This is a genomic window from Streptomyces spororaveus (genome assembly GCF_016755875.1).
In the GTDB taxonomy this organism is placed as follows: Bacteria; Actinomycetota; Actinomycetes; order Streptomycetales; family Streptomycetaceae; genus Streptomyces; species Streptomyces spororaveus.
In genome coordinates, this window is the sequence record NZ_BNED01000005.1 from 1,412,340 (window position 1) to 1,438,687 (window position 26,348).

At 72.8% G+C, this 26,348-nt stretch carries 22 protein-coding genes; 15 read left to right on the top strand and 7 right to left on the bottom strand.

The window, feature by feature from the left end:
• Positions 1 to 5 precede the first annotated feature (5 nt).
• The 3 genes from Sspor_RS09210 to Sspor_RS09220 all read left to right on the top strand — a co-directional run bounded on the left by Sspor_RS09210 (position 6) and on the right by Sspor_RS09220 (position 5,806).
• Complete coding sequence (locus tag Sspor_RS09210; protein ID WP_202198597.1) at positions 6 to 1,382, top strand: hypothetical protein; 1,377 nt, start codon at positions 6 to 8, stop codon at positions 1,380 to 1,382.
• A 488-nt stretch (positions 1,383 to 1,870) separates the two neighbouring features.
• Positions 1,871 to 4,537 (top strand): SpoIIE family protein phosphatase, encoded by a 2,667-nt coding sequence (locus Sspor_RS09215; protein WP_202198598.1) that lies wholly within the window; start codon positions 1,871 to 1,873, stop codon positions 4,535 to 4,537.
• Positions 4,538 to 4,660: 123 nt separating this feature from the next.
• On the top strand, positions 4,661 to 5,806 hold the full coding sequence (locus tag Sspor_RS09220; RefSeq protein ID WP_202198599.1) for an ABC transporter substrate-binding protein: 1,146 nt from the start codon (positions 4,661 to 4,663) through the stop codon (positions 5,804 to 5,806).
• Positions 5,807 to 5,824: 18 nt separating this feature from the next.
• Here the strand turns inward: Sspor_RS09220 and Sspor_RS09225 are convergent, their stop codons facing one another.
• The gene (locus Sspor_RS09225) at positions 5,825 to 9,118 is read right to left on the bottom strand and encodes an AfsR/SARP family transcriptional regulator (protein WP_202198600.1); all 3,294 of its coding nucleotides are present in this window, start codon (positions 9,116 to 9,118) and stop codon (positions 5,825 to 5,827) included.
• Between the two features lie 230 nt (positions 9,119 to 9,348).
• Between Sspor_RS09225 and Sspor_RS09230 the strand changes: the two genes are divergently transcribed.
• Complete coding sequence (locus Sspor_RS09230) at positions 9,349 to 9,660, top strand: hypothetical protein (RefSeq protein ID WP_202198601.1); 312 nt, start codon at positions 9,349 to 9,351, stop codon at positions 9,658 to 9,660.
• 31 nt (positions 9,661 to 9,691) lie between these two features.
• Here Sspor_RS09230 and Sspor_RS09235 read toward each other — a convergent pair whose 3' ends face one another.
• Together Sspor_RS09235 and Sspor_RS09240 are read right to left on the bottom strand one after the other, a co-directional pair.
• Positions 9,692 to 10,294: an HAD family hydrolase gene (locus tag Sspor_RS09235; RefSeq protein WP_202198602.1), complete on the bottom strand. Its 603-nt coding sequence runs from the start codon at positions 10,292 to 10,294 to the stop codon at positions 9,692 to 9,694.
• A gap of 25 nt (positions 10,295 to 10,319) precedes the next feature.
• The gene (locus Sspor_RS09240; protein WP_202198603.1) at positions 10,320 to 11,546 is read right to left on the bottom strand and encodes an MFS transporter; all 1,227 of its coding nucleotides are present in this window, start codon (positions 11,544 to 11,546) and stop codon (positions 10,320 to 10,322) included.
• 170 nt (positions 11,547 to 11,716) lie between these two features.
• On the opposite strand from Sspor_RS09240, the gene Sspor_RS09245 reads away from it, so the two are divergent.
• The 3 genes from Sspor_RS09245 (at position 11,717) to Sspor_RS09255 (ending at position 14,145) form a co-directional block, all read left to right on the top strand.
• A complete protein-coding gene (locus Sspor_RS09245) occupies positions 11,717 to 12,484 on the top strand; it encodes a DeoR/GlpR family DNA-binding transcription regulator (protein WP_202198604.1) in 768 nt (255 codons plus the stop codon).
• A gap of 120 nt (positions 12,485 to 12,604) precedes the next feature.
• Entirely contained in the window at positions 12,605 to 13,438 is an 834-nt protein-coding gene (locus tag Sspor_RS09250) for an alpha/beta fold hydrolase (protein WP_202198605.1), read from the top strand.
• Positions 13,439 to 13,566: 128 nt separating this feature from the next.
• Positions 13,567 to 14,145: a TetR/AcrR family transcriptional regulator gene (locus tag Sspor_RS09255; RefSeq protein ID WP_202198606.1), complete on the top strand. Its 579-nt coding sequence runs from the start codon at positions 13,567 to 13,569 to the stop codon at positions 14,143 to 14,145.
• A gap of 28 nt (positions 14,146 to 14,173) precedes the next feature.
• On the opposite strand, the gene Sspor_RS09260 is transcribed toward Sspor_RS09255, so the two are convergent.
• A complete protein-coding gene (locus Sspor_RS09260) occupies positions 14,174 to 15,094 on the bottom strand; it encodes an MBL fold metallo-hydrolase (RefSeq protein ID WP_202198607.1) in 921 nt (306 codons plus the stop codon).
• A gap of 151 nt (positions 15,095 to 15,245) precedes the next feature.
• Here Sspor_RS09260 and Sspor_RS09265 point away from each other — a divergent pair, with 151 nt between their 5' ends.
• The 5 genes from Sspor_RS09265 (at position 15,246) to Sspor_RS09285 (ending at position 20,465) form a co-directional block, all read left to right on the top strand.
• Positions 15,246 to 15,455: a hypothetical protein gene (locus tag Sspor_RS09265; protein WP_202198608.1), complete on the top strand. Its 210-nt coding sequence runs from the start codon at positions 15,246 to 15,248 to the stop codon at positions 15,453 to 15,455.
• A complete protein-coding gene (locus tag Sspor_RS09270; RefSeq protein ID WP_202198609.1) occupies positions 15,442 to 16,851 on the top strand; it encodes an amidase in 1,410 nt (469 codons plus the stop codon). Before Sspor_RS09265 ends, Sspor_RS09270 begins: the two co-directional genes overlap by 14 nt.
• A 128-nt stretch (positions 16,852 to 16,979) precedes the next feature.
• Positions 16,980 to 18,254 carry a PA0049 C-terminal domain-containing protein gene (locus Sspor_RS09275; RefSeq protein WP_202198610.1) on the top strand — a complete coding sequence of 425 codons (1,275 nt, stop codon included), beginning with the start codon at positions 16,980 to 16,982 and terminating at the stop codon, positions 18,252 to 18,254.
• A gap of 194 nt (positions 18,255 to 18,448) precedes the next feature.
• Complete coding sequence (locus Sspor_RS09280) at positions 18,449 to 19,561, top strand: mechanosensitive ion channel family protein (RefSeq protein ID WP_202198611.1); 1,113 nt, start codon at positions 18,449 to 18,451, stop codon at positions 19,559 to 19,561.
• Positions 19,562 to 19,709: 148 nt separating this feature from the next.
• The gene (locus Sspor_RS09285) at positions 19,710 to 20,465 is read left to right on the top strand and encodes a DUF4118 domain-containing protein (protein ID WP_202198612.1); all 756 of its coding nucleotides are present in this window, start codon (positions 19,710 to 19,712) and stop codon (positions 20,463 to 20,465) included.
• A gap of 32 nt (positions 20,466 to 20,497) precedes the next feature.
• On the opposite strand, the gene Sspor_RS09290 is transcribed toward Sspor_RS09285, so the two are convergent.
• Together Sspor_RS09290 and Sspor_RS09295 are read right to left on the bottom strand one after the other, a co-directional pair.
• Positions 20,498 to 22,561, bottom strand: a complete 2,064-nt coding sequence (locus Sspor_RS09290; protein ID WP_202198613.1) for a SpoIIE family protein phosphatase — start codon at positions 22,559 to 22,561, stop codon at positions 20,498 to 20,500.
• Positions 22,562 to 22,884: 323 nt separating this feature from the next.
• Positions 22,885 to 23,025: a hypothetical protein gene (locus Sspor_RS09295; protein ID WP_202198614.1), complete on the bottom strand. Its 141-nt coding sequence runs from the start codon at positions 23,023 to 23,025 to the stop codon at positions 22,885 to 22,887.
• Between the two features lie 107 nt (positions 23,026 to 23,132).
• Here Sspor_RS09295 and Sspor_RS09300 point away from each other — a divergent pair, with 107 nt between their 5' ends.
• On the top strand, positions 23,133 to 23,582 hold the full coding sequence (locus tag Sspor_RS09300; protein WP_202198615.1) for a GNAT family N-acetyltransferase: 450 nt from the start codon (positions 23,133 to 23,135) through the stop codon (positions 23,580 to 23,582).
• On the opposite strand, the gene Sspor_RS09305 is transcribed toward Sspor_RS09300, so the two are convergent.
• Positions 23,560 to 24,822 (bottom strand): MFS transporter, encoded by a 1,263-nt coding sequence (locus tag Sspor_RS09305; RefSeq protein WP_202198616.1) that lies wholly within the window; start codon positions 24,820 to 24,822, stop codon positions 23,560 to 23,562. The genes Sspor_RS09300 and Sspor_RS09305 overlap by 23 nt on opposite strands.
• Before the next feature lie 137 nt (positions 24,823 to 24,959).
• Between Sspor_RS09305 and Sspor_RS09310 the strand changes: the two genes are divergently transcribed.
• Positions 24,960 to 25,895, top strand: a complete 936-nt coding sequence (locus tag Sspor_RS09310) for a LysR family transcriptional regulator (RefSeq protein WP_202198617.1) — start codon at positions 24,960 to 24,962, stop codon at positions 25,893 to 25,895.
• A 129-nt stretch (positions 25,896 to 26,024) separates the two neighbouring features.
• A complete protein-coding gene (locus tag Sspor_RS09315) occupies positions 26,025 to 26,348 on the top strand; it encodes a hypothetical protein (RefSeq protein ID WP_202198618.1) in 324 nt (107 codons plus the stop codon).

Below are 26,348 nucleotides of genomic sequence, written 5' to 3' on the forward strand. Positions count from 1 at the left end.
GCGCCATGTCCACGCCCGGCACCGCGGGCCACCGGGGCCTCGAAGCCCTTCTCTCCCGCCCCCTGTGGGAGACGGTCTTCAAGCGGCGGACCCACCGGGTCAGCCGCGGCGCGTCCGTGCCGGCCGGGTCGATGAGCCACCGCTCCACGCACCGGCCGGAGCCCCTGGGCGAGCTGGAGGAGGCCGTGCTCATCGCCCTCACCGGCGCCTCGGGCCTCACCATGCCCGACCGGCCCTTCGAGGACCCGCGCGATCACACACCCATCATGGCCAAGCCGAACCTGAACATGACGGGGCGGACGGCGGGCAGCCCCGACAACGCGCAGGCCACCCACTTCTTCATGATCAACGACAGTGGCACGTACTACCTGCGGAAGCTGCCGCCGTCCCGGGACCACGCCTTCGACCCCGACACCCTGATCGGCCGCGCGCGCCGGTCGAAGGTACGCGTGCTGGACCACCGCCTGGACGTCGCCGCGGGGATGCGCGATTTCCCGGCGTACCTCGACTCCAACCGGTTCCTGTCCAATCTCCCGGGCACCACCCTGTTCCTGCCGGTGGTCGACCTCTCCCATCAGTACATCAATGCGCTGATGTACCTGCTCACCCAGCCGGAGGGGGCCCGGCCGACAGTCGTCGACGACCGCAACTTCTACCGCCCGGCGGGAGTGCGGAAGTGGGTGAAGAGCGGCTTCCTCAACCCTTCCGTCAAACTGCCGCTCGGTTCCCTGGGGCCCATGCGTACGCAGGTCGAGGCCGACCTGCTGCTGCAGAACATGATGCTGGTCGCGGACGCGATGGGACTCGGTGCCTGGATCCACGCGACGATCAGCCCCCAGATCATGCTGGGCGACCCGAAGTTCTCGCGCACCTACGGCCGGATGCTGGGCTTCGACTTCGCCACGCCGAGGTTCCGTCCCGCCGACATCCTCCGCTGGCAGGTGCCGCTGCCGAAGTACGCCGGGCTGCGAGCCCATCCGGTGGGGCTGCGGGCCGGCGGGGAGCACCTCATCAAGGGCGCCTGCCCGCCCAACTACCCGTCGATGCACGAAGCGGTCGAGTCCGTCGTCCGTTCCAAGTTCGGTGAGGAGGGCGTCTATGCGGACAAGGATCTCTTCGGCCGCATCTACAAGGACGGATACGCGCAGCGCTACCTCGCCGAGGCCAGTGAGTACGACCGGCAGGTGATCGATTGCGCGCGGGACATCTGCGTGTACGTCCACGAGACCCACGGGCGGTTTCCGGCGCACACCGACGCCATCCACGTGCCCGGCATCTGGTTGCAGGCGCACCACGTCGAATCCGAGTACTACGACCGGTTCTTCCAGGACGGCCTCACGGAGAACCATCGCCGGCACGCCTCGCGCTGGGACGACGGATGAGGCGGAGGCGGACCGGACGGGAGCGTACGAGGCGCCGCCGAGGGCGGTAAGGCATCAGGGTGCGAGCGGCCTTCGGAGGTGCCGGGGAGATCGCGGGCGGCCACCTCACCGGCCCCTGGCCGTCGGCGCCGGGATCACGTGATGGGCCTGCCCCGCTACGGTCCGTCACCCGACGGCGTGGTCGACGGTCCCGCGGGACCTCCCGCCCGGCGGCGCCCGCGCGGACGCGGTGTCGGCCGGCCTGAGCGGCTCCGCACACTGCCGAAGGCACGTGGAGGTTGGAAGATGGATGGGTGAGCACCTATCTGGGAGACCTCAGGCGCAGGCTGCTCCGCTCGGCCACGAGCCCCTCCGCTCCCCCTCGGCGTTCCCGCTCAGGACACCGCAGGAAGCACCAGGAGGAACCGGAGCAACAGGACCACCCGGAGCCCGACCCGTCCCGCAGGCGGGCGGCGCGGCGGCCACAGCGTCTTTCCTCGCTCCTGAGCGTGCGGAGCGTGGCCGGCGAGGTGTTCCTGCTCCAGCTGGCCGTGGTGGTCCTGCTCGTCGCCGCCGCGGTTCTGGCGCTCGTGGTGCAGGCCCGGAGCTCGGCCATGCTGGACGCCCGGCACCGTACCCTCGCCGCCGCCGGGACGTTCGCGGAGTCTCCCGGGATCGTCTCCGCCGTGCGCGGCCCCCACCCGAGCGCGGTGCTCCAGCCGAGCGCCCAGGCCGCCGCGAAGATCGCCGGGGTCGACGGCATCAACGTGTACACGCTCGACGGGGTCACCCTCGCCCACAGCGACCCGCGGCAGATCGGCAAGCGCGTCGTCGGCCCCTTCGCCGAGGCCGCGGCCGGCAGGTCCTTCACCGAGACGTTCCCCGGGTCCCTGGGGCAGTCCGTGGTCTCCGTGGTTCCCGTCAAGGACGCCGGGGGCAAGGTCATCGCCGTCGTCTCCTCTCCGGTCACGGTCCAGAACGTCCAGAGCATGGTGAACGGGCAGCTGCCGGTCGTCCTCGGTACCGCGGCCGGGGTGCTCGCCCTGTCCGCGGGCGGGACCGCCCTGGTGAGCCGCCGCCTGCTGCGCCGGACCCACGGCCTGGGGCCGGCCGAGATGACGAGCATGTACGAGCACCACGACGCGGTGCTGCACGCGGTGCGCGAGGGCGTACTGATCATCGGCGGCGGTGGACGGCTGCTGCTCGCCAACGACGAGGCGCGGCGGCTGCTCGATCTGCCGGCGGACGCGGAGGGGCTGCCCGTCACGGACCTGGGACTGGAGGAGGCGATCGCCGAGCTGGCCGCGTCGGGCCGGTCCGCGACCGACGAGCTGCACATGTCGGCCGATCGGCTGCTGGCGGTGAACATCCGGCCCACCGCCCCCTACGGGAAGGCCGGGACCGTCGTCACCCTGCGGGACACCACCGAGCTGCGGGCGCTCGCCGGGCGGGCCGAGGTGGCCCGCGAGCGGCTGAAGCTGCTGTACGACGCGGGGGTGCAGGTCGGCACGACTCTGAACGTGGAGCGCACCGCGGAGGAGCTGGCGGAGGTGGCGGTCCCGCGGTTCGCCGACGTGGTCACGGTCGACCTGCTGGACCCGGTGCTGCGCGGCGAGGAACCTCCCGAGACGATCACGGAGATGCGCCGTACCGCCGCCGTCGGTCTTCAGGGCGACCATCCGCTCTCACCCGTCGGCGAGCTGATCCGGTTCGGGCCCTCCGGCCCGATGGCCGCCGGGCTGGCCGCGGGCCGCGCCGTCCTGGAGGCCGACCTGCGCGTCACCCACCGCTGGCGGGCCCAGCACCAGGGCAACGCCGTGCAGATCCTGGACCGCGGCATCCACTCCCTGATCGTCGTGCCCCTGCGGGCCCGGGGCGTGGTGCTGGGCATGGCCGGCTACTGGCGGGGGCAGGACTCCCCGCCGTTCGACGGGGAGGACGTGTCCTTCGCCGAGGAGCTGACCGCCCGGGCGGCGGTGTCCGTCGACAACGCCCGCCGCTACACCCGCGAGCACAACATGGCCGTGACCCTGCAGCGCAGCCTGCTGCCCCGGGGCGTACCGGAGCAGTCCGCCGTCGAGGTCGCGCACCGCTATCTGGCCGCCCAGGCCGGGGTGGGCGGTGACTGGTTCGACGTCATCCCGCTGCCCGGTACGCGGGTGGCCCTGGTGGTCGGCGACGTGGTCGGGCACGGGCTGCACGCCGCCGCCACCATGGGCCGCCTGCGCACCGCCGTGTACAACTTCTCCACTCTCGACCTGCCGCCGGACGAACTCCTGAGCCACCTGGACGAGCTGGTCGCGCACATCGACACCGACGAGCAGGAGTGGCAGGGGATCACCGGGGCCACGTGCCTGTGCGCCATCTACGATCCCGTCTCGGGTCAGGTGACCGCGGCCACCGCGGGGCATCCGGGCCCCGCTCTGGTCGGCCCCGACGGGACCGTGTCCTTCCCGGAGGTGCCGGTATCCCCGCCGCTGGGGCTGGGCGCGGGGCTGCCCATGGAGACCGTGACGCTCACCCTGCCCGAGGGCTCCCGGCTGGCGCTGTTCACCGACGGGCTGATCGAGGGCCGCGACCGCGATCCGGACGCCGGCCTGGCAGCGCTGCGCGCCGCCCTGTCCGGGCCCGACCGCACCCCGGAGGAAACCTGCACCGCGATCATCGACGCGCTGCTGCCGGCCAGGCCGAGCGACGACGTCGCGCTGCTGGTGGCCCGTACCCGCCGGCTGGATCCGGGGCGGATCGCCGAGTGGGACCTGGCCCCGGAACCGGCGGCGGTGTCCCCGGTGCGCAACGCCTGTTCCCGCCGGCTGGCGGAGTGGGGCCTGGAGGACATCGCCTTCACCACGGAGCTCATCCTCAGCGAGCTGATGACCAACGCCGTCCGCTACGGCAGCGAGCCCATCCGGGTGAGGCTGCTGTACGACCGCAGTCTGGTCTGCGAGGTCTCCGACGGGTCCAGCACCTCCCCGCACCTGCGCCGGGCCGCGGACACCGACGAGGGCGGCCGCGGCCTGTTCCTCGTCGCGCAGTTCGCCGAGCGCTGGGGCACCCGGTACACCGCCCGCGGGAAGATCATCTGGAGCGAGCAGGCGCTTCACGACGGGGCCGCGCCGGCCTCGATGGATCTCGGGGAGGCGCTGCTGGCCGCGTGGGACGACGAGGGGTTCTGAGGACGCGCCGCTACGGCAGCCGCGGGGAAGAGGGCGGACACCAGCCTCGCGGGACTGCGCCGCCGAGGCCGACGAACGTACGCTGGCATCGATCGGTACGCGACCGCCCGTTATGGAGCCTTTGTGCCCGCACCCCGTCTCCGGACAGCCCTCGTCGCCGCCTTCCTGGCCCTCACGACGGCGCCCCTCGGCGCCTGCGGGAACGAGCCCGTCGCCGAGCCCAGGACACCCGCGGTGGCCACCTCGGCCGCGGACGCCGGGGGCATGGGGGCACTGACCGCGGCGGCGAAGAAGGAGGGCTCGCTCAACACGATCGCGCTCCCGCGCGACTGGGCTAACTACGGCGCGCTGATCGACGGCTTCGAGAAGAAGTACGGGATCAAGGTCAACGTGGAGAACCCGGAAGGTACCAGCCAGGACGAGATCAACGCCCTGAAGGAGCGCCGGCGGGACGGCCGCGCCCCCGACGTGATCGACGTGGGCGGCTCGTTCGCGCAGTCGGCGGCCCGGCAGGGCCTGCTCGCTCCGTACGAGGTCGCCGCGTTCGACCGGATCCCCGAGGAACAGAAGGACAAGCACGCGCGCTGGTACAACAACTACGGCGGCTACATCTCGATCGGCTGTGACGCCAAGCGGGTGAAGACCTGCCCCTCGACCTTCGCCGACCTGCGCAAGCCCGAGTACAAGGGCCAGGTCTCGCTCAACGGCGACCCCACCAGGTCCGGCTCCGCCTTCGCCGGCGTGTACGCGGCGGCCCTGGCGAACGGCGGGTCCTTCGACGACATCCAGCCCGGGATCGACTTCTTCGCCGAGCTCAGCAAGAACGGCAATTTCAACCCGGTCGAATCCTCGCCGGACACGATCGCGAAGGGCCAGACCCCGATCAGCATCGACTGGGACTTCCTCAACCTCGGATACGCCGACCAGTTCCGCGAGAAGGGCGCGGACGTCGACTGGCGGACCGCCATCCCCTTCGACGGCAGCTTCGCCGAGTACTACGCGAACGGGGTGAACAAGGACGCCCCGCACCCCGCGGCGGCCCGTCTGTGGCAGGAGTACCTCTTCAGCCCGGAGGGCCAGAACCTCCGGCTCGGCGCCTACGCACGCCCCGTCCTCATGGACGCCATGGCGGCGGACGGCACCCTCGACAAGGCTGCCGCGGAGAATCTGCCGACGGTCGAGGGCACACCGGAGTTCCCGACCGAGGCGCAGCGGGAGAAGGCGCGCGAGACCGTCAACCGCAACTGGCCCACGGCCGTCGCGAGCTGAGCGCGGGGCGGTCCCGGCTCAGGGGCGGACGAGATCGTCGTACGAGTTCTCCGGTACGCCGACACCGGCGAGGATCCTCCGTGCCTCCTGGGCCGTGGGACCGGCGGCGGCGTCGCCGCGCGCGCGGAGGGAGCGGCTGAGGGCGGCGAGGGTTCTGGCTTCGCCGAGTCGGTGGCCGGTCTGCCGGTGGACGGCCAGTGCCTCCCGGCCCAGCCGGACGGCTGCCGCGGACTCCGCCCGCCCCGACCCCGCCAGCTCGCACAGGACGGTCAGGGCCTGGCCCTCCACGACGCGGAAGGCGTGCTCGCGCGCCAGGGCCAGTGCCCGCCCGGCGTGCCGTCGGGCCTCGTCGTCCTGGCCCAGGAGGTGGTGGGTGAGGGCCAGTCCCAGGTGGCCGTCCGCCTCCGTCCTTCTGCTGCGCGCCTCGCCGGCGAGGGCGAGGGCCTGCGTTCCGGCCCGGAGTGCGGCGTCGAACCGTGCCAGTTTCCGGTGGGCGGCGGCGACGGTGTTCATGACTCCGGCCCGGATCCATCGCCGTCCCACCGCATCGACCATGGCGAGGGCGCGCTCGGCCTGTTCCAGCGCCTCACGATGGTGACCGAGTTCCATATTGATCTTCGCGACGGCGTCGAGCATCATCGCGCGCCCGTTGCGGTACCCGCTTCGTCCGTCGTCCGCCGTGCCCGGACCGAGGACGAGGAGGCCGTCGGCCAGCCGCCCCAGCTCCCAGTACACCCCGCCCAGATTCTGCAGCGCCAGGCTGTCGTCGCGCCAGCCGATCTGCGCGTTCCTGCTGATGGCCTGCTCGAGGTGGGCGGCAGCCTCGTGCAGTCGCCCCAGGTCTCGGCAGGTCCCCCCGAGGCCGACCAGCGCCAGCGCTTCGAGGTGGAGGTTGCCCGCTTCACGGACGGTCCGGAGTCCGGCGGTGAAGTGCTCGTGCGCGTCGCCGAGGCGCGCCGTGCTCATCTCCACCAGGCCCCTGCCGCCGAGACCGGCCGCCTCGCCCGTCGCCCAACCGAGCTCGCGGCTGATGTCCCGTACGCGCGCGTGGTGGTACAGGGCCTGCCGGGCGTTCCCCCGGTCCCACTGGATGATGCCGAGGCTGCTGTGCATGGCGGCTTCGCCGTACGGGTCGCCCTCGGCGGTGGCCGCCTCCAGCGCGGTCTGGACGGTGGCCTGCCACGTCGCCCGCGGCAGGTGGAGCCAGAAGTGACCGAACAGCGCGGCGGTCAGGTGCCAGGCCACCGGACGGGGACCGTGCCGGACGGCGTGCTGGACGACGGCGAGGAGGTTCCTGCGCTCCTCCTCCAGCCACTGTGCGGCTCCGGCCGGGGACGGCAGGTGCCGTTCCTCGGCGTGACCGAGCGGTTCGGCCGGTTCGGGGAAGAGCCAGGTTCCCGAGGCCGCACGGGCGGCGTGCACGTACCAGATCAGGAGCCGTTCCAGCGCGGCGTCACGATCCGCCGCGGACTCCTCCGCCCGTGCGCGCTCCTGTGCGTACTCACTCAGGAGATCGTGGAAGCGGTATCGGCCCGCCGTCCCGGATTCGATCAGATGGGCGGCGGCCAGGGCGCCGAGCATGCGCCGGGCCTGCTTCAGAGGTGAGCCCATGAGGGCTGCCGCGGCCTCGGTGCTGAAATCCGACCCGGGGAACAGGCCCAGCAGGCGGAACAGGCGGCGCGCCTCGTGGGTGAGGACGCGGTACGAGGCACAGAAGGCGGCCCTCAGGGGCGAGAGGTCCGCTCCTTCCGGATCCAGTGCCTCCAGCCGGTTGCCCTCGGCCATCTCACCGGCCAGATCGGCCAGGCTCAGTCCCGGATCGCCCGCCAGCCGTGCGGCGGCCACGCGCAGCGCCAGCGGAAGGCCGCCGCAGAGCCGGATCAGTTCGTCGGCCGCGACGGGTTCGGCGCTGAGCCGGGCAGCGCCGAGGGCCTGGCCCAGCAGGGCGCGGGACTCGGCCGGCAGGAGGAGGTCCAACGGCAGGGACCGCGCCCCGTCGCGGACCACGAGGTCGCCGAGCCGGTTGCGGCTGGTGACGACGACGCAGCAGCTGGAGCCGGCCGGGAGCAGCGGCCGGACCTGCTCCGCCGAGGCCGCGTTGTCCAGCACCACGAGCACACGCCGGTCGGCCAGCAGGGTCCGGTACACGCGGGCCTGCGCCTCGTCCTGCGACGGGATCTCCGAGGCCGCGAGCCCCAGGCTCCTGAGCAGGAGCTCAAGGGCCTCGTGGGGCCGGAGCGGCGGGCGATCGTGATCGAACCCGCGCAGGTTCACGAAGATCTGGCCGTCGGGGAAGCGGTCACGCACCTGATGGGCCCAGTGCACGGCCAGAGCGGTCTTGCCGATGCCCGCGGCGCCGCCGATCGCGGAGACGACCACCGTGTTCGCCGCGCGGCGGCGCGGTTCCTCCTCGGACGGAAGCAGTGCGTGCAGACGCGCGAGTTCGTCGGTGCGGCCGGTGAACCCGGCGACGGTGTGCGGGAGTTCGGCCGGGATCGGCCCGGCGCCCGCGGGTCCCGGTCGGGCGGTGCGCAGCGGTGGCGCCGGCCGCGCCGGTGCGGTCGGCACCGGGTCGTTGCGGAGGATGAGCCGGTGGAGCGTCCGCAGCTCCGGCCCCGGAGCGACCCCGAGCTCCTCGGCGAGCCGCTTGCGGAGCTGTTCGTAGTGCTGGAGGGCTTCGGCCGGCATCCCGCAGCGGTGCAGCGCCGTCAGCAGCTGCCCGGCCATCCGTTCGTCGAGCGGGTGGCCGGCCGCCGCCTCGCGCAGCCCCGGGAGGATCTCCCGGTGGCGCGCCCTGCGCAGCTGCACCTCGTGGTATTGCAGCGATGCCTCGATGTGCTCGCTCTCCAGCCTGGCCCGCGTCCCCTGCGCCCATGGGCCCGTCAGCCCGGCCAGCGGTTCACCGCGCCACAGCTCCAGTGCGCGCTCCCACTGCCCGGCCGCTTGCTCGTCGTCGCCGGCCCGCTCCGCGCGGGCCCGGCCGACGAGCTCGCGGAAGCGGTACACGTCCACCCGCTCGACCGGGACCCGCAGCATGTAGCCGCCGGACGCCCGGTCCAGACGCACGCCTGCGGAATCCGCGTCGGCCCGCCGCAGTGCCGCCCGTAGCCGAGTGACATAGCCGTAGAGGACGTTCCGTACGGAAACGGGCGGGCCCTCTCCCCACACCCGGTCGATGAGGGTGTCGATCGGCACGACACGGTTCGCCTCGAAGACGAGCACCGCCCAGACGCAGCGCTGGCGGGGACGACCGAGATCGACGTCCTGGCCGGCCGCCTCGGCGTGTACCGGCCCCAGTAACCGGATCTCCACCGGTCTGTCCCTCCGTCAGTACGCCATGGGGTGACCGTGCAAGAACCCAGTCCCCCGGTTCGGCCATACTCCCGGCCCCATGACCTGCACGTCCAGGTTTCCTCAACATTCCGTGATCTTCCGGTCGGCAAGCTGACGGCATCGCTCGGACCCGTGCGACACGAACTGCCGTCCGCCGGTCCCGGGGGGAACCGGCGGGCGGCGCCCCCGCCCGCGGGGAGGTACCGGCGATGCCCTCGCACCGCACGCCCGCCCGCACCACGGACAGCAAGGAGAGCACTGTGCGCCGCGTCCACCCGCCGAACCACACCCCGCCGGACCCGCCGACTCCCCCGCACCCGCCCGCCCGTTCACCCGCTCCGCGGAACTGGACCGGCCCGGCGCTCATGGTCGTCAGCGTGTCCGCCGGAGCCTGCGCCGTCCTCCATATGCTCGCCCAGGTCCTCAAGGCCGCGGGCGACGCCGCCGGTGCGCTGGCCGCCGTCCCTGCGGGTGGCCTCCTCACCGGCATCGCCGTGCAGCTCCTGCGCAAGCGGTCCTGACCCGCCCGGGTGTGGCGCCGCGCGGGCGGCGTCACGTCAACGCCGCCTCCAGCGACCGTCGCAGCGCTTCGGGCGAGGTGAACACATGTCCCTGGAGGCCGAGTCGGCGGGCCGCCCGTACGTTCTCGGGCCGGTCGTCGACGAACAGGATCTCCCCGGGCGGCAGTCCGAGCTCGCGGATGCACCACTCGTAGGCGGCGGGTTCGGGTTTGGCGCTGCCGATCCGGCAGGAGAGGCCGCGGACCCGGAACCGCTCCAGCCACGGCTGGGTGGCCTCGAACCGGGCGGCCAGGTCCTCGGGGATGTTGGAGAGGAGGCCGAGCACGATCCCCCGGTCGGCGAGGTGGCCGAGCAGGTCCACGGTGCGCTGGTCGATCTCGCCCCAGCCGGCGAGGTCGGCGGCGGTCAGCTCCTCGGTCAGCCTCCGGTCCGGCGGGATGCCCAGGTGCGCGCAGACCGCCTGCCAGTAGCCGGGCCCGGTGACCTCGCCTCGGTCGTACGGGGGCCGCTGCGACCAGTAGGCCGCCCAGAAGCGGTCGGGGTCGGCGCCGGCCGTGCGTTCCAAGGCGGCCATGGACTCGGGTGACTGGACCCGCGCGATGACACCGAACAGGTCGAAGAGGACGGCTTTCATCTTTCGGTACCTCACGTTCCAGGGTTCAGGGAGCGGGGACGGCGTCCGTGCGCCGGGAGTCGCGGGGGCCGGACACGCCCCCCGGGTCGGGAGCGTTGCGGCGCAGCCACAGGCTCAGTACGCCGCAGACGACGGCGAGCAGGAACAGCAGCAGCGGTACCGTCCACACCTCCGCCGTGTCGACGACGGCGCCCAGCAGCGGCGGGAAGGCCACACCGCCGATCATCGAGGCGGCGATCACATAGGCACCGGCGGCGCCCACGCCGGGCACGGCGCGGTTCAGCCAGGGCAGGCAGGTCGGGAAGATCGGAGCGATCATCAGGCCGACGCCGACGTACGCGTACGGGGCGAGGGCCGGGACCGTCGCCAGGAGGAGGAAGCCGGCCAGGCCGGCGCAGCAGAAGACGAGGATCGACGGCGCCGGCCGGCGCAGGCTGATCGGCGCGGCGACGAACCGGCCGATGGTCATGGCGGCCCAGTAGGCGGAGGTCGCGGTCGCGGCGGTGGCGGCGCCGTATCCGACGGCTTCGAGGTGGGTGGGCTCCCAGCCGCCGACCCCGGTCTCGATGGCGACGTGCAGGACGTAGACGCCGATGAACGCCCCGATGACCGGAAGCACCCGGGCGCCTCCGGCCGGGGCGCCCGCCGTGGGGACGGGGGCGGGCTCCCGGGTGGCCACCCCGCCGAGGGTGACGAGGATCAGCAGGCTGATCAGGCCGGCGCCGACGAAGATCTCCGGGTAGCTGTCCGCCCCGAGCCGGCCGATCAGGGCGGGGCCGGCGATCGCGCCGACGCCGAAGTGCCCGTTCAGCAGGTTGAGCATGGCGGTGCTGCGGTGTCCGAAGCCGACGGCGAAGAGCTGGTTGAGGCCGTAGTCGATGCCGCCGAAGCCCAGACCGATGACGAACGTGCCGACGAGGGCGAGGGCCCAGTCCGCGGAGAAGGCGAAGGCGGCCGCGCCGACGGCCATCAGCACGTAGGAGCCGCCGAGCAGCACGCGGTTGTTCAGGCGGCCCCGCAGGAGGTGGTAGATCAGCACTCCGAGCAGGGCGCCGGCGAAGTGGGCGCTGAGGCTGAGCCCGGCCACGGCCGGGCTGATGCCGAACTCGGCCCGCAGGGCCGGGATGGCGGGGCCGTAGAGCGCCTGGAGGGCGCCGATCACCACGAACGCCAGACACGAGGCGGCGATCGCGACGGTGGTGAGGAGGGGCTTCCCTCCTTCCGGCGGGTCGGCCTCGCGGGTGGCGGTCATGGTTCTCCTCGTCGGTCACGGTCGAATGAACACGGTCGATGTTCATTAAGGGCGGAAGTTCACACCAGCTCCCGCACGCTACACATCTTGGATGTTCGTTTCAACACTTCAGGTGTTCGAAACGCACATCCACGTGAGCGGGCGCCCCCGTATGTGCTAAAAGCAGACACATGAACGTGATGGAGAGGCACAAGTTCGTCGTGGGACTGCTCGTTGAGCAGAACCGCGCGACGGTGGCCGAGCTGGCCCAAGCCACCGGGGCGTCCGAGATGACCATCCGCCGGGACCTGGAAGTCCTGGAGTCCCGGGGAGCCCTGCGCCGCGTGCGCGGCGGCGCGGTGAGCAGCCTGCCCGGCGGCGTCGAGCCCCCCTACGCGATCCGGGCCATGTCGGGAGCGCAGGCCAAGGAGCGGCTCGCGCGCGCCGTGGTCGAACTGCTCACCGACGGCGAGACCGTCGCGCTGGACACGGGCACGACGGCCGTTGCCGTCGCCCGGGCCATGGCGGACCGCCGGCTCACGGTCGCCCCCCTGTCACTGCACGCGGCCTTCGCCCTGTCCGCGCACCCCGGCGTCCAACTGGTGATGCCCGGCGGGCAGGTGCGTCCCGAGGAGCTGTCCTTCTACGGCCACACGCCCGTACAGACCTTCAAGGACCTGTGCTTCGACACGTTCGTCCTGGGCTGCTGCGGGGTCGACCCCGTCCAGGGCGCCACCGCCTACAACCTCGACGACGTGCAGGTGAAGCGGGCGGCGGTCGCCTCGGCCCAGCGCGTGATCCTCGTCGCGACCGCGGACAAGATCGGCCGTACGGCGCTGGGCCGCATCTGCTCCCTGGAGGACGTCGCCCTCGTCGTGACGGACGCCCCCGCGGACTCCCCCGCGATCGAGGTGCTGCGCGACCAGGGGGTCGAGGTGGTCCGTCCCCTGGACGCCTGAGCCCCGGGCCGTGGACGACCTGCGCGCGTATCGGTGGAAGGCCGTGTTCCGACGCCGCTCGGGGGCCCTGGGGCGGGACACTGCTGCCGCGGACCGAACCGAGATCGCACAGGAGGCACCATGCCCTTCATCACCGTCGGCCAGGAGAACACCACCGACATCGACCTGTACTACGAGGACCACGGCAGCGGGCAGCCCGTCGTCCTCATCCACGGCTACCCGCTGGACGGACACTCCTGGGAGAAGCAGCTGCCCGCCCTGCTCGACGCCGGCCACCGCGTCATCACCTACGACCGGCGCGGCTTCGGGCAGTCGTCTCAGCCCACCACCGGCTACGACTACGACACCTTCACCGACGACCTCCACACCCTGATGGAGACCCTCGACCTCACCGACACGATCCTCGTCGGCTTCTCCATGGGCACCGGCGAGGTCGGCCGCTACCTCGGCACCCGCGGTTCCGGACGCGTGGCCAAGGCCGCCTTCCTCGCCGGCCTGGAGCCCTACCTCCTCAAGACCGACGACAACCCCACCGGGGTCGACGGCAGCGTCTTCGAGGGCATCCTCGCCGCCGTCACGAAGGACCGTTACGCCTACTTCACCGACTTCTACCAGGCCTTCTACAACCTCGACGAGAACCTCGGCACGCGTATCAGCGAGGAGACCGTCCGGGCGAACTGGGCCACCGCCGCCGGCGCCTCCGCGTACGCCTCACGGGCCGCCGTCCTCACCTGGACCACCGACTTCCGGGCCGACATCCCCAAGATCGACGTTCCCACCCTGATCCTCCACGGCACCGCGGACCGCATCCTCCCGATCGGGGCCACCGCGGAGCCCTTCCACAAGGCCCTCCCGCACGCCGAATACGTCGCCGTCCAGGGCGCCCCGCACGGTCTCCTGTGGACCCACGGGGAAGAGGTCAACCACGCCCTTCTCGCCTTCATCGGGAAGTAGCCCCCGGCACGGCCGTCCGCCCCGCCCCCGCCCCCGCCCCCGCGGACTCCTCGGGCCGCCACCGCCGAGCCGGCGGGCGGCGGCCCACGGCCGAGCATGATGCAAGAAATTTGCTTTAAGCTGGGCGCATGAGCCGAAAAGCGATGGTCCGCCCGGGAGGCCGCAGCGCGCGGGTCCAGGAGGCGGTCCACACCGCCGTGCGGGAGCTCCAGGCCGAGCTGGGGCGACCGGAGCTGACGATCCCGATGGTGGCCGCGCGGGCCGGCGTCACTCCGTCGACGATCTACCGGCGCTGGGGCGACCTGCAGGAACTGCTCTCGGACGTCGCCGTCGAGCACCTGCGCCCGGACACTCCGCCGCAGGACCACGGCGACCTGCTGGAGGACCTGCGGGGCTGGGCCGGGCAGTTCCTGGAGGAGATGGCCTCGCCGGCGGGACGTGCGTACATCCGCGACGCGCTGCTGGGGGATCCCGACGGCGACAACGCGGGGCTGTGCTCGTCCTACGCGGCGGACCAGATCGCCGTCGTGCTCGGCCGCGCCGCGGAGCGCGGCGAGGACGCCCCGGACGTGGAGACGGTGCTCGACCGGGTCGTGGCACCGATGATGTACCGCATCCTGTTCCGCCCCACCGGCCTCACCGACGCGTACGCGCACCGGCTCGCGGGCGAGGCCGTGCGGGGCTTCGGCGAGCGCGAACCCCGCTGAGCGACCCGCCCCGCACGCCGCGGCGGGTTCAGCCGCCGGCCCGTACGGCGGCGGCGAGCCGGTAGCCGTCCCCCTCCGCGACCACGCGACCGGCGGTCGGCGCGGGGAAGTGCGTACCGAGGACCAGGGCGCCGGTGTCGGCGAGCCGGGCGAGCAGCGCGCGGCGGGTGGCCTCCGCCTGCACGGGGTCGATGTCGACGCAGCTGCCGATCTCCGGACGGGCCAGCTGCACGGGGTGGTGGACGGCGTCCCCGGTGACGAGGGCCCGGGCGCCCGCACTGCTCACCTCGACGGCGATCTGCCCGGGGGTGTGCCCGGGTGCGGGCAGCAGGCGCAGTCCGTCCGCCACCTCGATCCCCTCGGCCGGTACGTCGACCAGGTCGAGCAGGCCCGCCTCCTCGACGGGCACGACGGAGTCGCGGAACATGCCGCGCCGCGCCTCGTCCATGTCGTAGGCGGCCCAGAACTCGTACTCCGCCCTCGACGTCAGGTAGCGCGCGCCCGGGAAGGTCGGCACCCAGGCACCGTCGACCTCACGGGTGTTCCATCCGACGTGGTCGGTGTGCAGATGGGTGAGGATCACCAGATCGACGTTCTCGGGGGTGAACCCGATGTCCGCGAGGCGTGCGAGGTAATCCGTACGGAGCTTGTGCCAGGCGGGGTTGGCCCTCGTCTTGCCGTTGCCGATCCCGGTGTCGACGAGGACGCGCAGACCGTCCACGACCAGCGCGAAGCTGTGGCTGTCGAGGTACAGGACGCCGTCCGGGTCCGCGAAGTCGGGGCGCAGCCAGTCGTGTTCGGCGACCACGCCGGGGGTGGCGGCCGGGAGCAGCCACGGTCCGGTCGCGGGCGGCAGGGGCACCTCGTCGACCCGGTGGACGGTGATGTCCCCGACGGACCAGTGGGCGGCGCCGGAGGGGGCCGGCTCGGTGAACTGTGCGGTGCGCATGCGCGTGTTCCTTCGTCTGCGGAGGACCGGCCAACAACAAAAGCGATTGATTCGCTTTAAGCGACCGTAGGCCCTACCGTGGACTAACGCAAGTCGTTAGCCTTAAGGCGGCGGTGATCATTCCGCCGTTCTCCCTGAAGGAAGGCAGCACATGTCCACCCCGGACCTCACTCCTCCCGAAGCCGCCCGCTGGGCCGCGCGGTCGGGACTTCCGCTCGCGCAGGACCGCCACGCGGAAGTGGCGGCCACCGCCGACCACATCCACGCGGTCGTATCGCTCCTGCGGGAACTGGACTTCGGCGAGACACCGCCCTCCGCGGCGTACCGGGCGGGAGGTGAGCGGCACGATGGAGCCGTATGAGCTGACCGTGGCCGAAGCGGCCGGGGCCGTACGCGACCGGCTGGTCTCGCCGGTCGAACTGGTGGACTCGTCACTGGCACGCCTCGCACGGGTCGAACCGCGCCTGAAGGCCTTCACCACCGTGACGGCGGACCGTGCGCGCGACGCGGCCCGCCGGGCGGAGAACGAGATCGCCCGCGGCAGGCACCGGGGAGCCCTCCACGGGATGCCCGTCGGCCTGAAGGACCTCATCGACGTGGCCGGGACGGCGACCACGGCGAGCTCCCGGGTCCGGGCGGGGCACCGGGCTCGGGCCGACAGCACCGTCGCGGCGCGGCTCGCCTCGGCCGGAGCGGCGCTGGTGGGCAAGACGCACACGCACGAGTTCGCCTACGGCCTGACCACTCCTCAGACGGCCAACGCCTGGAACGCGGACCGGGTGGCCGGCGGCTCCAGCGGCGGCTCCGCCGTGGCCGTCGCCGCGGGGGCGGCCGCCTTCGCCCTGGGGACCGACACCGGCGGATCGATCCGGGTGCCCGCCGCCCTGAACGGGGTCGTGGGACTGAAACCGACGTACGGGCTGGTGCCGCGCCACGGCGTGACCTCACTGTCCTGGTCGCTCGACCACGTGGGCCCCCTGACCCGCACCGTGGAGGACGCGGCACTGGTCCTGGCCGCGCTGGCCGGACACGACCCGCGCGACCCGGCGTCCGTCGCGGCTCCCGTCGCGGCGGCCGGCACGGACCACCGGCCGGGCCCCGCGACGGATCTGACGGGGCTGCGGGTCGGGGTGCCGGGCAACTACTACTTCGACCGGGTGGATCCGGAGGTCGAGAGCGCCGTCCGGCGGGCGATCGGACGGCTGGAGGAGCTCGGCGCCCGGCTCGTCGACGTCGAGATCCCGATGACGCGCTACATCCGGGCGGCCCACTGGGGCCTGATGGTGCCCGAGGCCTCCGCCTACCACGAGCGGACGCTGCGGGCGGTGCCCGACCTGTACGAGGCCGACATCCGGGTCCTCCTGGAGGCGGGCGAGCTCATGACCGCGGGCGACTACCTGCGGGCCCAGCGCGCCCGCACCCTCATGGGGAAGGCCTGGCGGGGCATGCTGGAGGCAGTCGACGTGATCGCCGCACCGACGGTGCCGCTCACCGCCGTGGAGTCCGGCCGGACCAGCGTGGCCTGGGGGGACGGCAGCGTGGAAAGCGTCGCCGACGCGTACGTGCGGCTCTCGGCGCCGGCCAACCTCACGGGTGTTCCCGCGCTGAGCGTGCCCGTCGGCCTGGACTCGGCGGGCCTGCCCATCGGCATGCAGCTCATGGGGAGGCCCTTCGGCGAAGCCGCGGTACTGCGCGCGGGGCACGCCTACGAACGGACCGGCACCGCGCGCGGCCTGGCCCCGGACCCGGCGCCGTAAGCAGGTCATCGCCGAGATCGCAGCCGCGCGGTGAACCAGCCGCGCGGGAGTCGGAGTTGAGCCAGTCACGGCCCGCGGTGGCCGGTGCGTCTGGTGGGGGTGGGGGCTGCTATGTAATGTCACATCGCATGATGCTCTTACGGCGTGCGGTGTCGGCCGCTGCCCTTGTCGCCACCGTCCTTCCCCTGGCAGTCGCCTCGCCCGCGCAGGCGGCCGACGGCTCGTCCGCCTGCCGCGCCTCGGCGTCCGTACCGCTGGACGCCGAGCAGGCGCGGCTCTCGGACGCCCGCACCACGGCCCTCGTCGAACGCGCCGGACTCGGGGAATTCGTCCGGCGGTTCCCCGCCGCCCTGTGCGCGGCCCGCGGCCCCGCCGAGGCCGACCGGCTGGTCGCGGACTGGGGCGAGGCCCTCTGGCAGGCCTCCGTACGGCGGGCCCAGGGACAGCGGCCCGGCGGCGACCTCGCCCCCGGGGACGACCGGCCCCTGTACTGGGCGCGGCTCGGCATGACCGCCGCACTCGCCCGCTGGCAGCCGGAGTTCGCCGCCGACCGGGCCGCCCTCCGCGCCCGCTTCGAGGACGCCTCCCGGGGCCTGACGGACAACGCCTTCCGGTCCGCGCCGGGCGTACGACGCGTCTTCATCAGCGGGTTCGACCCCTTCGGGCTCGACGCCGAGATACGCCGCGCCAACCCTTCGGGGTCGGCGGCGCTCCAGCTCAACGGACGGCGGGTGACCCTCGCCGACGGCAGCCCCGCCGAGATCCGCGCCGTGGTCCTCCCCGTGCGGTACGCCGACTTCGACGCCGGCATGGTGGAGCGGGCGTTCGCCCCGCGGATGGCGGCCGGCCCCGCCTCGGCCGACGTCATCACCACCGTCAGCCAGGGCTACCCCGGCATCTTCACCCTGGAGGACTGGGCGGGGCGGGCGCGGTCCGCCGACCCGTACCCCGACAACGTACGCGCCCTCTCCGGCGGCACCCGCGAGCACCCGGTGACCGCGCCGGGGCTCGGCCCGGGCCCGGAGTTCATCCGCACCACGCTCCCCGCCGACGCGGTCACCGGCTCCGTACAGACCCCGTACCCGGTCCTCCTCAACAGCGACGTGACCGAGATCCCGGCGGGCGGCACGACCCCCGTCGACCGGACCGACGGGCCCACCCCGGGCTCGCGGGCCGTGGCGGGCGGCGGGGGCGGCTACCTGTCCAACGAGGTGGCCTACCGCTCCAACCGGCTGCGCCTCGAACTCGCTCCGCAGCTGCCCGGAGGCCATCTCCACACCCCGGTGCTCACTGGTCTGCCGGCCGACCCCGGGCAGCTGACCGGCCCCGAGTTCGAACGCGCCGAGCGCGCGATCACCGCGGAGGTCCGCGCCGTCCTCGAACACGCCGCCGTGCTGCGGTAGCGGCAGCCCCGCCTGCGGTACGTCCGGCTGCCATGGGGCAGGATGGCAGCCCGTTCCGGATGCGTACACACGCCCGAACGCGGCTTACAGCACGACGAACTGACAGGTGACAAGGTGACGACACACCTCATAGGACGGCCGGCCGCACCCGCCGCCACTCCCCCGGGCCGGCGCGGCGCAGCGGAGGGGGTCCGTTGAACCGGGATCTCCTCCTGCACGACTGGCTGATCGCCGGGATCGCGCTGGCGGCGGGTGCCGCGGCCGGTCTGCTGTTGCGCGCCGTCCTGCGCTGGCTGGGCCGGCACGCCGAGCGGACCAGCTGGCGGGGGGACGACATCATCGTCGACGCGCTGCGCACCGTCGCTCCCGGCGCCGCCCTGATCGCCGGTGCGGCCGTGGCCGCCACGACCCTGCCGCTCACCGCGCGCGTCTCGGGATTCGTGAACCAGTCGCTGACCGCGCTGCTCATCCTCATCGCCACGCTCAGCGCGGCGCGGGTCGTCGCGGGCCTCGTCCAGTCCGTGGCGGGGGCGCGCACGGGGGTGGCCGGGTCGGCGAGCATCTTCGTCAACATCACCCGGATCGTGGTCCTCGTGATGGGCGTCCTCGTCGCCCTGGAGACCCTCGGCGTGTCCATCGCGCCGCTGGTCACCGCCCTCGGCGTGGGTGGCCTGGCGGTGGCTCTGGCCCTCCAGGACACCCTCGCCAACCTCTTCGCCGGCGTGCACATCCTCGCCTCGAAGACCGTGCAGCCCGGTGACTACATCCGGCTCACCAGCGGTGAGGAGGGCTACGTCGTCGACATCAACTGGCGCAACACCGTGGTCCGCAACCTGTCGAACAACCTGGTGATCATCCCCAACGGGCGTCTCGCGCGGACCAACATGACCAACTTCACCCAGCCGGAAGCACAGTTCTCGATCCTGGTGCAGGTGGGCGTGGGCTACGAGAGCGACCTGGAGCACGTCGAGCGGGTGACCCTCGACGTGGTCGGCAAGGTGATGGCCGACGTGGACGGCGCGGACCCCGCCCATGAAGGGGCCGTCCGCTTCCACACGTTCGCGGACTCCCGGATCAACTTCACGGTGATCCTGGGCGTCGGCGAGTTCAGCGACCAGTACCGGATCAAGCACGAGTTCATCAAGCGCCTGCACGAGCGGTTCCGGACGGAAGGCATCTCGATCCCGGCGCCGACACGTACGGTCGCGCTCCACCGGGACGAGGTCCAGGCGTCCCCGGCACCGCACCCGCCGGTCCCGCACCAGCGCGAGGCGCCGCCGTCGATGCTCGCGGACAGCGGACTCTGACCGCTCGGCTCCGGCCCGGGTGCGGAACCGGTAAGCGGTACGTCAAGACCTCGCCAGGCGGGTGACCGCGCCCGCCGCCGTGGGCAGGCTGGACGTGGCGACAGCCGATCGGCCGGCTGCTTCCGCCACATCGGACGGGAGGCATCACATGCCCTGGTACCGACTCCACGACCGTACGGCGCTGTTCGGGGCCCTGGTGGTGCCCCTCCTCGTGGCACTCGCGCTCGTCCCCTTCCGCACCCGGCTCTCCCCGGCGAACGAGGCCCTGGTCCTGGTCGTCGCCGTGGTCGCGATCGCCGCCTGCGGCACGCGGGCCGCCGCGGCCCTGGCCGCGCTCTCGGCGACGGCCTGGTTCGGCCTCCTGCTCCTGGCCAGGCCCTACCAGCGGCTCTCCGTCGCCGGCCGGGACGAGATCCAGACGGCGGTCCTCCTGCTGACCGTCGGGCTGATCGTCGCCCAACTGGCCGTCCGGGCCCGCAGGCTGGAGGCGGCCGTCGTCACCGGGGCCGCGCACCTGTCCAGCCTCCAGGGCACCGCTCGGCTGACCGAGCGGGGCGGCTCGCCGGACGCGGTGGTCGAGTTCGTCCGCCGGGAACTCATCGGCCTGCTGGGTCTGCGCGGCTGCCGTTTCGAGTACGGGACCCTGATCGGGCACCGGCCGCGGCTGGAACACGACGGCGGCCTGTGGCTGCGCCGCGGCGGCGAGGTCACCGGGTACGCCGACTGGCCGGACGGCGAGACCGAACTGCGGGTCATCGGGGGCGGCCACTACTACGGCCGCTTCCTCCTCGACCCCGTGCCCGGCCACCGGCTGCCGCCCGAGGACGCCCGCTCGGTGGCGATCGCGCTGGCCGCGCTGGCGGGCGCCGCGCTGGACACGGCCGGGGTGGCCCACCGCGGCTAGGCCGTCTCTTCCGGATCTTGGCCCGGCCCGGCTCACGTGGCGTGGCGGTGGACGCGGGCGAGCACCAGGACCGTGTCGTCGGTCGGCGGTTCGGGCAGCAGGCCGGCCAGAATGCGGTCCGCCATGTCCTCCAACGACCCCCCGTGGTGGCCGAGTTCGGTGCGCAGGGCGTCGAGCCCGACCTCGATGTCGCGTCCCCGGGCTTCGATGAGGCCGTCCGTGTACAGGGTGAGCGTCGCGCCCTCGGGCAGTTCGATCTCGGTGGTCCCGAACGCGCAGCCGCCGACGCCCAGCGGGACTCCGAGGGCCTCGCCGACGGTCCGCACCGTGCCGTCCGGCCGGAGCACCAGGAGCGGGGGGTGGCCGGCGCTGGCGATGCGGGCGCGTCCACTGCGTGGGTCGTAGACGAGGTAGAGGCAGGTCGCGAGCTCGATCCCGGCTTCCTGGGCACACGCGTCGAGCTCCGTGAGCAGGTCGGCGGGCTCCTCGTCGTGGCGGGCCAGAGCCTTGGTGGTGATACGGAGGTAGCCCATGGCGGCGGCCGCGGACACCCCGTGCCCCATCACGTCGCCCACGACGAGGACGACCCGGCCGTCGGGCAGGTTGATCACGTCGTACCAGTCCCCGCCGACCTCGGTGATCCTGCTGCCGGGCACGTACCGGTGGGCCACGTCCACGTACGGGTTGGCGGCCAGTACCGAGGGCAGCAGGGCCCGCTGCAGGGTGAGGGCGATGTCCTGGACCCGGCTGTAGAGGCGGGCGTTGTCCAGGCAGATCGCGGCGCGCGAGGCGAGTTCGCCGGCCAGGCTGACGTCCTCCTCGGAGAAGGGCGGACGGGCGGCGGACCGGCCGAACATGGCGATGCCCTGGACGGTGCCCCGGGCGATGAGCGGGGCGACGAGGATGCAGGCCACCCCGCTCTCGCCCATGATCTTCGTGCGTGACTCGGTGACGACGGTACGGGCCAGGAACTCCTCGTCCACCACGGCCGAGATGGCGCGGCCGGTGCTCAGCATGTCGTGGATGACGGAGCCCGGCGGATAGCGCACCTTCTCCACCCCGCTCACGAGTTCCACGGCCGGAGCGGGCAGGATCGTCCCGGAGGCGATGCGGCGGGTGAACAGGGGCCGCCCCGGATCGAAGTCCTCGGTCTCGTCCATCCATTCCACGATCTCGACGACGGAGCCGTCGCAGAAGTCCGGCATCGAGGCGTCGACGAGTTCCTGGGCGGTGAGGTTGACGTCCAGGGTGGTCCCGATCCGGGTGGAGGCCCCGTCGAGGAGGGCCAGCCGGCGACGGGCGGCCGTGGCTTCCAGGATGGCCCGTTCCCGGTCCGTCACGTCGATCATCAGCCCGCCCACGCCGGCGTGCGTGCCGACGGCCCGGCTCAGCGGGAAGAAGCTCACGGACCGGACCTGGTCCCGGTCGGGATGCCCGCGCGGGCGCACGCCGACCAGGGTCCCCACGACGGGCGCTCCGCCCCGGGCGACGGCGCGCACCATGCGCTCGTACTCACCGCCGTCGGACATGATCATGATCTCGTCCATGCGCCGGCCCAGGTGGGCCGGGATCGACAGGCCGTCCATGTCGGCGAGCGCCTGGTTGAGGTGGATGTAGCGCAGGTCCTCGTCGACCATGACGAGGCCGATGGGGCAGGTCTCGAAGAGGGCGTCGAGGAAGGCGAGGTTGGTCTTGACCCGGTCGAGTTCGTCGCTGCGGCTCGTCAGGATCATCACCACCGAGGGGCCTGATCCGGTCACGGAGAAGGACCGGAAGCCGCAGTCGAAGGCCGTGCCGTCGCGGTGCCGGGCCGTCAGCCTGCCCCGCCAGTAGCCCTGTGTGCGGCCTTGTTCCGTGAGCCGCGCGCACGATGCGGAGGTGCCGCGGGAGGCATCGGCGAAGAGGAGGGCGCCGGGCCGGGTGAGGACGGCGCCGGGCTCGTACCCGAAGAGGTCACGGGCGCCGGGCCCCCAGTAGCAGACGCGGTCGTGCTCGTCGATGCCGAGGACGGCCACGGGCACGCGCTCCAGCAGCGACCCTGGCTCGGACCAGATCGGGCCGTGGGTCTCATCGCCCCCCGGCCGAGCCGATGGCACGAGACGTCCCCTTCCGCACGCCGTTCTCCCCACATCATCATCCGGACGCGCGGTGCGGGCACCCCGGCCGCCGCGCGACCCCCGAGTGCGGGCACCCGCCGCCGCGCGGACATGCGAAGGCATCGACCGGCATGCACCAGGCCGGAGACACCACCACCTGGCAGATGCCAGGCACTCGGGCCATTTTCCTCTTGGATGATCCACCGTGACGACATGGGCCGGACGGGTCCGATTCCGTGCCAGGAACCAGGTGCCGCCCGGGGAGCGCTCCTGCTTCACTGGCCGTGGCCACCACCCTCCGGACTGCTTGGCGGCTCTCGCAGTCACGGGGTGACCTGGCGCAGGAAGCCCTGCGCGCCGACAGCGGTGTTCGGCGCGCGGGGCTTCGCCCGGCCGGGCCCGCCGCGGCCCACCCGCCGGCGCACCCTTACATCGTGGCGCTGCGCGGGCCCGCGTTTCGACACCCCGGCACCTGCCGGGCCCGCCGGGCTCCAGCATGATCGATGTTCCGCGCCGTTGCGGGAGCGCAGACGCCCGCCCGGCCCTCCAACGATCACGGGAGTCCAGCCCCATGTCCGACATCAGCGTGCGTTCCGTCCGGGACGGGGATTTCGACCGGTGGCGCGCCCTCTACCGCGGCTACGCCGACTTCTACGGGGTGGAGCAGACCGAGGAGGCGGCCGCCACGGTGTGGTCCTGGGTGACCGACCCCGGACACGAGGTCAACGCCCTGGTGGCCGAGGACGCCGAGGGCCGCCTGATGGGCCTCGCCCACTACCGTCCGTTCGCGCGCCCGCTCTCCGCGACGGTCGGCTGCTTCCTCGACGACCTGTTCGTGGCCCCGCAGCACCGCGGCTCGGGCGCCGCCGACCTGCTGCTCGGCGCGCTGCGCGAGCTCGCGGCCGAGCGGGGCTGGAGCGTGGTCCGGTGGATCACCGCCGACGACAACCACCGGGCACGGTCCAAGTACGACCAGGTCGCCACGCGGACCATGTGGGTCACCTACGACATGGCCCCCTGAGCCGCGCCCGCGCCTGCACCGGCGGCTCCTCACCGGGCATCCGGTCGCGCCGCGGCAGCAGCAGCGGGGTGGTCAGGATCAGCAGACCCGCGACCGTGAGGGCGGTGCGCGGGCCGGTGACCTCGGCGAGCAGACCGGCGAGCGCGGTGAGGACGGCGATGGACGCCTGCTGTCCGATCGACCAGGCCGACAGGGTGCGGGCGACGAGATGCTCCGGGGTGTGTTCGAGCCGGTAGGTGGCGAGCACCGGGGTGTACAGGCTCATGTTGACGATGATCGCCAGCTCGACGGCCATCACGGTGACGAGGCCGACGACGCCGGGCCCGACGAAGGCCAGGCCGATCAGCCACACGGCACGCAGGGCGCCGGCGGTCCGCAGGACCCGGTGCCGGCCGTGGCGGGCCACGACCCGGCGGGCCAGTCGCGAGCCGACGAGTCCGCCGAGGCAGGGCGCGGCGAAGGCGAGAGCGTACTGCCAGGGCGGGAAGGCGAGTCGGCGGAGCAGGAGCACGGCCAGCAGCGGCTCGGTGGCCATGATCAGACCGGAGACGAGCATGTTGTTGAGGTAGAGCGCCCGCAGGTCGGGACGGCCCAGGATGTGGCGCCAGCCGTCGAGCAGGGCGCCCGCCCGGCCCGTACTCCTTCCGGCAGGTCGCGGCGCTTCCTCCCGGCCGCGGATCGCGTGGAGGGCCAGCGCCGAGAACAGGTGGCTGAGCGCGTCGGCCGCCACGGTGACGACCGGCCCGAACAGGCCGATCGCCACCCCGCCCAGGGGTGGTCCGACCGCGATGGAGCTCCAGTTCGTGGACTCGAACCGCGCGTTCGCCACGAGCAGGTCGTCCGGGCGGACGAGGGCCTTGAGGTACGCGCCGCCGGCCGCGCTGAAGGCGATCTTGGCCGCGGCGACCACGGCCGAGGCCACGAGGAGCTGGACGAGACCGAGCCACCCGAGGAGGTAGGCGAGCGGGATCGTCGCCATGACCGCGCACCGTGTCAGATCCATCGCGATCATGACCGGGCGCTTGCGGCGGAACTCCACCCACGGCGCGAGCGGCACCGCGATCAGCACGCCGACCGCGGGCCCCACCGCGGACAGCACGGACACCTCACCGGGGCCGGCGTCCAAGGCCAGCACGGCGATCAGCGGCAGCGCCCCGAACCCCAGCCCGGACCCGTAGGCGCTCACCGCGTACGCCGTCCACAGCAGGGCGAACGGCCGCCCCAACCGTCTCCCGCGCATCCCGCCCACCATGCTCAGCGCTCCCCCGAACAAACCCGCGTTGACCCGTGACAGCTAAGCGAGCAGCAGAGCCGCAGGTCAAACAACCGCACTGCCACAAGTGCACAACCACTGGTTGTTCACTACCGTGGATCGACGTGGATCTCGAAGCAGTACGCACCTTCGTCGCGGTCGCGGAGGCCGGGCAGTTCCAGAAGGCCGCCGCCGACCTGTCCCTCACGCAGCAGGCCGTCTCCAAGCGCATCGCCGCGCTGGAGCGCGTCCTCGGCGTGCGGCTGTTCACCCGGGCGCCCCGCGGCGCCGAGCTCACCATCGACGGGCAGGCGTTCCTGCCGCACGCGCACGACGTGCTGCGCGTCGCCGAGCGTGCGGTCGCGTCCGTGCGCCCCGGCCACCGTCCGCTGCGCGTCGACGTGATCGCCTCGCGCGGCGCACAGGCGGGCCTGATGCGCGGCTTCCACCGCGCGTACCCGGACGTCGACCTCGACGTGGTGATGCTGTTCGAGATCGAGACAGCCGTCGCCGCGATCCGGTCCGGTGCGATCGACGCGTCCTTCCGCGCCGTCGCCGCGCCCGGTCGGCCCCTTCCCGAGTGCATCGAGTCCGTCCGGGTGCTCGACGAGCCGCTCCAGCTCCTCACCGGGCCCGCCCACGCGCTCGCGGGCGCCCGGTCGGTGACCGTGGCCCAGCTCGCCGGGCACCGGATCTGGATGCCCGGCATCGTCCCCGGCACCGAGTGGGGCGCCTACTACAAAGACCTCGTCGCCGAGTTCAGCCTCACCATCGAGGCCACGGGCCCCAACTTCGGCTCCGACGCGCTCCTCGACACCATCGCCGACACCCCGGCCCTGGCCACCTTCATGGGCGAGCACACCCGCCTCATCTGGCCCGCCGACCACGGCCTGCGCCGCATTCCGGTGACCGACCCGACGCCCGTGTACCCGCACTCGCTCCTCTGGCACCGCGACAATCCCCACCCGGCCCTGGCCACCCTGCGCGCCCACCTCGCCGCCACGGCGGCCGGCCACGCCGCCACCGGGACCTGGACACCGGACTGGGTGATTCCGCACTGAGAGTCCCCGCGGCCCAGCCCACCGACCCTGATCCGGCAAGATCCGAAAGAGACGGCCTAGTTGTATTGACCCGCATACGTTCACCGGCTGGGTGTCGGTGGCTTGGTTGAGCCTGAGTACCCTCGGCTCGTGGAAGATCGCGAGCAGTATGTGAGGTATCAGCAGGATCGGACCGTGCTGGCATCGATCGGGGCTCATCTTGATCCTCAGATCAGTCAGATCAGCGTGCGGTTGCCTCGGGCCGTGGCTGAGACGGCTGTCGCGGCCTGGGATCGCGAGGAACTGGGTGGGATCGGCGAGGAGAGCCCCGAAGAGTACGAACTGCGTGATGATGCTGCCGAGCTGGCTTTCATCGGCCTGGCGATCTCTTCGCGCGGCGTGTGGGACGGTGAGGAGGTCGTCGTCGACCTGGATGTCGTCCAGATCGCGGCGGCGTTGCGGGCTTCGCGGTAG